Source organism: Pedobacter polaris (assembly GCF_005116505.1).
Taxonomy (GTDB): domain Bacteria; phylum Bacteroidota; class Bacteroidia; order Sphingobacteriales; family Sphingobacteriaceae; genus Pedobacter; species Pedobacter polaris.
In genome coordinates, this window is the sequence record NZ_SWBR01000010.1 from 1 (window position 1) to 5853 (window position 5853).

2 tRNA genes and 3 rRNA genes are annotated in these 5853 nt (G+C 49.3%); all 5 read left to right on the plus strand.

The window, feature by feature from the left end:
• The first annotated feature begins 682 nt into the window (after positions 1 to 682).
• The 5 genes from FA048_RS19585 (at position 683) to rrf (ending at position 5809) form a co-directional block, all read left to right on the plus strand.
• Positions 683 to 2202, plus strand: a 16S ribosomal RNA gene (locus FA048_RS19585).
• A 110-nt stretch (positions 2203 to 2312) separates the two neighbouring features.
• Positions 2313 to 2387 (plus strand) — tRNA-Ile (locus tag FA048_RS19590).
• A gap of 15 nt (positions 2388 to 2402) precedes the next feature.
• A tRNA-Ala gene (locus tag FA048_RS19595) sits at positions 2403 to 2479 on the plus strand.
• A 205-nt stretch (positions 2480 to 2684) separates the two neighbouring features.
• Positions 2685 to 5562, plus strand: a 23S ribosomal RNA gene (locus FA048_RS19600).
• Positions 5563 to 5697: 135 nt separating this feature from the next.
• Positions 5698 to 5809: ribosomal RNA gene (rrf, locus tag FA048_RS19605) — 5S ribosomal RNA — on the plus strand.
• Together the 16S, 23S and 5S rRNA genes with 2 tRNA genes alongside form the textbook arrangement of a ribosomal RNA operon.
• Positions 5810 to 5853 lie beyond the last annotated feature (44 nt).

Genomic DNA, 5853 nt, shown 5'->3' on the forward strand with positions numbered 1-5853 from the left:
CGGATAATATTGCTACTTTTGCAACCCGCTTCGGAGGAGGCGTTTGGTTGGCGAAAGTTGGCTGGGAGTATTGAAAGGGGGGATTTGGATTGGGGATGCTGGCTTACAGCGACTTAGGAGAAACCTTAAAAAACTTTAAAAAAAGTTTTTGGAAAGCGGAAAAGTTTTCTACCTTTGCAACCCGCTACGGAGGTAACGACGGAAGGAAAAAAGAGGGGGATAAAAGGTGAAGGTTGGTTTGAAATAAGGGACTATATATATTGCAAACATACGGGACGAAAAAAAGTTTCGAAAAAAGATAAAAAAAGTTTGCAGGTTTAAAAAAGTTTCCTACCTTTGCAGTCCCAAACGAAACGGGAGTTCGCCAGCGGATGTTGGCAGGACAGAAAAACAAGACTGAAACGATAAAGCAACCGAAGGGGAGCGGTGGACTAACAGAGACCACGGCGGAACGGAAAACAGCAAGTCGCAACATATAAGGATCGCCGCGAGGTAAGATCGGAAAGTTCATTAAAGAGATATCATTTATACAACGCAGCGGGGCAAACAGTACGATTTCAAAGTACATGACACCAAGCTGTTTCTTAAGTCTGTAACTATCAGACAACATAATACAAATAGAATAAAGACTATTAATAATTCGTTAGAATAAGAATGGTCAGTGTTCGAACTACAACATTTTACAATGGAGAGTTTGATCCTGGCTCAGGATGAACGCTAGCGGCAGGCCTAATACATGCAAGTCGAGGGGTAGTGGTTGCTTGCAACCATGAGACCGGCGCACGGGTGCGTAACGCGTATGCAACCTACCTTCATCTGGGGGATAGCCCGGAGAAATCCGGATTAACACCGCATAAAATCACAGTACGGCATCGTACAATGATCAAATATTTATAGGATGGAGATGGGCATGCGTGTCATTAGTTAGTTGGCGGGGTAACGGCCCACCAAGACCGCGATGACTAGGGGATCTGAGAGGATGACCCCCCACACTGGTACTGAGACACGGACCAGACTCCTACGGGAGGCAGCAGTAAGGAATATTGGTCAATGGGGGCAACCCTGAACCAGCCATGCCGCGTGCAGGAAGACGGCCCTCTGGGTTGTAAACTGCTTTTATTCGGGAATAAACCTATCTACGTGTAGATAGCTGAATGTACCGAAGGAATAAGGATCGGCTAACTCCGTGCCAGCAGCCGCGGTAATACGGAGGATCCAAGCGTTATCCGGATTTATTGGGTTTAAAGGGTGCGTAGGCGGCCTGTTAAGTCAGGGGTGAAAGACGGTAGCTCAACTATCGCAGTGCCCTTGATACTGATGGGCTTGAATGGACTAGAGGTAGGCGGAATGTGACAAGTAGCGGTGAAATGCATAGATATGTCACAGAACACCGATTGCGAAGGCAGCTTACTATGGTCCTATTGACGCTGAGGCACGAAAGCGTGGGGATCAAACAGGATTAGATACCCTGGTAGTCCACGCCCTAAACGATGAATACTCGCTGTTGGCGATATACAGTCAGCGGCTAAGCGAAAGCGTTAAGTATTCCACCTGGGGAGTACGCCCGCAAGGGTGAAACTCAAAGGAATTGACGGGGGCCCGCACAAGCGGAGGAGCATGTGGTTTAATTCGATGATACGCGAGGAACCTTACCCGGGCTTGAAAGTTAGTGAAGTATCCAGAGATGGATGCGTCCGCAAGGACACGAAACTAGGTGCTGCATGGCTGTCGTCAGCTCGTGCCGTGAGGTGTTGGGTTAAGTCCCGCAACGAGCGCAACCCCTATGTTTAGTTGCCAGCACGTAATGGTGGGGACTCTAAACAGACTGCCTGTGCAAACAGAGAGGAAGGAGGGGACGACGTCAAGTCATCATGGCCCTTACGTCCGGGGCTACACACGTGCTACAATGGACGGTACAGAGGGCAGCAAGCTGGCAACAGCAAGCAAATCTCAAAAAGCCGTTCACAGTTCGGATTGGGGTCTGCAACTCGACCCCATGAAGTTGGATTCGCTAGTAATCGCATATCAGCAATGATGCGGTGAATACGTTCCCGGGCCTTGTACACACCGCCCGTCAAGCCATGGAAGTTGGGGGTACCTAAAGTACGTAACCGCAAGGAGCGTCCTAGGGTAAAACCGATAACTGGGGCTAAGTCGTAACAAGGTAGCCGTACCGGAAGGTGCGGCTGGAATACCTCCTTTCTGGAGTAGTATGGACTACTCGCTGCGTAAAAAATGATACATATCTCTTAAGGGAAACACCAAGAAGACGAGCCATCGGCACGACACAGGTCTGCAGGGGCGAGATTAACAGTCCCGTAGCTCAGCCTGGTTAGAGCACTACACTGATAATGTAGGGGTCTCCAGTTCAAATCTGGACGGGACTACAAGCAAGTTTTTTTGGGGGATTAGCTCAGCTGGCTAGAGCGCCTGCCTTGCACGCAGGAGGTCAACGGTTCGACTCCGTTATTCTCCACCACCACCGGTACCTGTTACAAAAGGTACGTTTATAATAGGCACATAACAGTTGCCCGGGATTGGAAAGTTCTTTGACATATTGGAAGAAGTTAAAAAAGAAGAGCAAACAACAATAGAGACGTTGTTAGCTTGGAGTTCCCTCGGGGGCGAAAAGATAACGACATATCAAAAAAAGCATTTATACAGGCGCAAAAGGCTGTATGGAGAAGAAAGTAAGAAAGAGTATACGGGGGATGCCTTGGCTCTCAGAGGCGATGAAAGACGTGATAAGCTGCGATAAGCCGCGGGGATCAGCAAATATGAATTGATCCGCGGATTTCTGAATGGGGAAACCTGGCATGTTGAAGACATGTCGCACATAGTGCGCAAACCTGCCGAACTGAAACATCTAAGTAAGCAGAGGAAGAGAAAATAATAATGATTTCCTAAGTAGTGGCGAGCGAAAGGGAAAGAGCCCAAACCACTTATGTTACGGCATAAGTGGGGTTGTAGGACTGCAACGTGGCATTAGCAAAATGAAGTGGAACAGGATGGGAAGCCTGGCAATATACGGTGATAGCCCGGTACACGTAAGTAATGCTAGCCTAGCAGTATCCTGAGTACCGCGAGGTCGGAGACGCCTTGTGGGAATCTGCCGGCACCATCCGGTAAGGCTAAATACTCCTGAGAGACCGATAGTGAACCAGTACCGTGAGGGAAAGGTGAAAAGAACCCCGAACAGGGGAGTGAAATAGAACCTGAAACCGTATACTTACAAGCGGTCGGAGCGTCCAGGTGGCGTGACGGCGTGCCTTTTGCATAATGAGCCTACGAGTTACTCTTCTCTGGCAAGGTTAAGTGTTTAAGACACGGATCCGAAGCGAAAGCGAGTCTGAATAGGGCGCATAGTCAGGGGAGGTAGACGCGAAACCTTGTGATCTACCCATGGACAGGTTGAAGGTGCGGTAACACGTACTGGAGGACCGAACCGATAAACGTTGAAAAGTTTCCGGATGATCTGTGGGTAGGGGTGAAAGGCTAATCAAACTGGGAAATAGCTCGTACTCCCCGAAATGTTTTTAGGAACAGCGTCGTGGTGAGTTATATAGAGGTAGAGCTACTGATTGGGTGCGGGGGAGTCAAATCCTACCAAATCCAGACAAACTCCGAATGCTATATAATATACACGGCAGTGAGGCGCGGGGTGCTAAGGTCACGCGCCGAGAGGGAAAGAACCCAGACCATCAGCTAAGGTCCCTAAATTACCGCTAAGTTGAACTAACGAGGTGCGATTGCATAGACAGCTAGGATGTTGGCTTGGAAGCAGCCATTCATTTAAAGAGTGCGTAACAGCTCACTAGTCGAGCGATCGTGCATGGATAATAAACGGGCATTAAGTGGTATACCGAAGCTATGGGTAATATTAATATTACGGTAGGGGAGCATTCCAGCGGCAGCGAAGTTGTAGCGTGAGCTATGGTGGAGCTTCTGGAAAAGCAAATGTAGGCATAAGTAACGATAAGGCGGGAGAGAAACCCGCCCACCGAAAGGATAAGGTTTCCTGATCAACGCTAATCGGATCAGGGTTAGTCGGGGCCTAAGGAGAACCCGAAGGGGATATTCGATGGACAACGGTTTAATATTACCGTACTTTTTATAGATGCGATGTGGGGACGGAGTAGTGACACTGCCGCGAACTGACGGAATAGTTCGTTAAAGACTGTAGGTATTGGAATGGTAGGCAAATCCGCCAATCTAGCTGAACGTCGATAGTACCGCGAGCCTTCGGGTGAGTGGATAGCGCAGGTAATCAGACTTCCAAGAAAAACCGCTAAGCTCCAGTCTATAAAAACCCGTACCGCAAACCGACACAGGTATCCGGGAAGAGAATTCTAAGGTGCTCGAGTGAATCATGGCTAAGGAACTCGGCAAAATGGCCCTGTAACTTCGGGAGAAGGGGCGCTGGTAGCAATATCAGCCGCAGTGAAAAGGCCCAGGCGACTGTTTAACAAAAACACATGGCTTTGCAAAATCGAAAGATGAAGTATAAGGCCTGACACCTGCCCGGTGCTGGAAGGTTAAGAGGGGATGTCATACGCAAGTAGAAGCATTGAATCGAAGCCCCAGTAAACGGCGGCCGTAACTATAACGGTCCTAAGGTAGCGAAATTCCTTGTCGGGTAAGTTCCGACCTGCACGAATGGTGTAACGATCTGGGCGCTGTCTCAGCCATGAGCTCGGTGAAATTGTGGTCCCGGTGAAGACGCCGGGTACCCGCAACGGGACGGAAAGACCCCATGCACCTTCACTACAATTTAACATTGACATTGGGTACAGGATGTGTAGGATAGGTGGGAGGCTTTGAAGCGGCGTCGCTAGGCGTCGTGGAGCCAACGTTGAAATACCACCCTTTCTGTATTCGGTGTCTAATCCCGCCCAGCGGGAGACATTGTTTGATGGGTAGTTTGACTGGGGTGGTCGCCTCCAAAAAGGTAACGGAGGCTTTCAAAGGTAAGCTCAGTACGCTTGGTAACCGTACGCGGAGTGCAATAGCATAAGCTTGCTTGACTGTGAGGCAGACAAGCCGAGCAGGGTCGAAAGACGGATATAGTGATCCGGTGGTTCTGCATGGAAGGGCCATCGCTCAAAGGATAAAAGGTACGCTGGGGATAACAGGCTGATCTCCCCCAAGAGCTCATATCGACGGGGAGGTTTGGCACCTCGATGTCGGCTCGTCACATCCTGGGGCTGGAGAAGGTCCCAAGGGTTCGGCTGTTCGCCGATTAAAGTGGCACGCGAGCTGGGTTCAGAACGTCGCGAGACAGTTCGGTCCCTATCTGTTGTGGGCGTAGGAATTTTGAGTGGGGCTGACCTTAGTACGAGAGGACCGGGTTGGACTAGCCTCTAGTGAATCTGTTGTTCCGCCAGGGGCATTGCAGAGTAGCTACGCTGGGGATAGATAAGCGCTGAAAGCATCTAAGTGCGAAACTAGCCACGAGATGAGAATTCCATATAGGGCCGTAGAAGACTACTACGTTGATAGGTCATAGATGTAAAGGTGGCGACACCACAGTCGAGTGATACTAATAACCCGAAGCTTTCAAGAGCAATAGACTGTTGTTTGTTCTTCAATATAACTTCTTTCAATAATATGTCATTTAGCAACTAGTGCCCAGTACCCGGTAGTCGGACCAATGTGTCCATGTACCATACACCGAACACTATATGCTATTAAAAATATTCAGGTGCCTATATCGGCGGTGTCCACCTCTTCCCATTCCGAACAGAGAAGTTAAGCCCGCCAGAGCCGATGGTACTGCAGTAACATGTGGGAGAGTAGGTCGGTGCCAGATCTTAAAAGAAGCCGTACAGCGAAACCTGTACGGCTTTCTTGTTT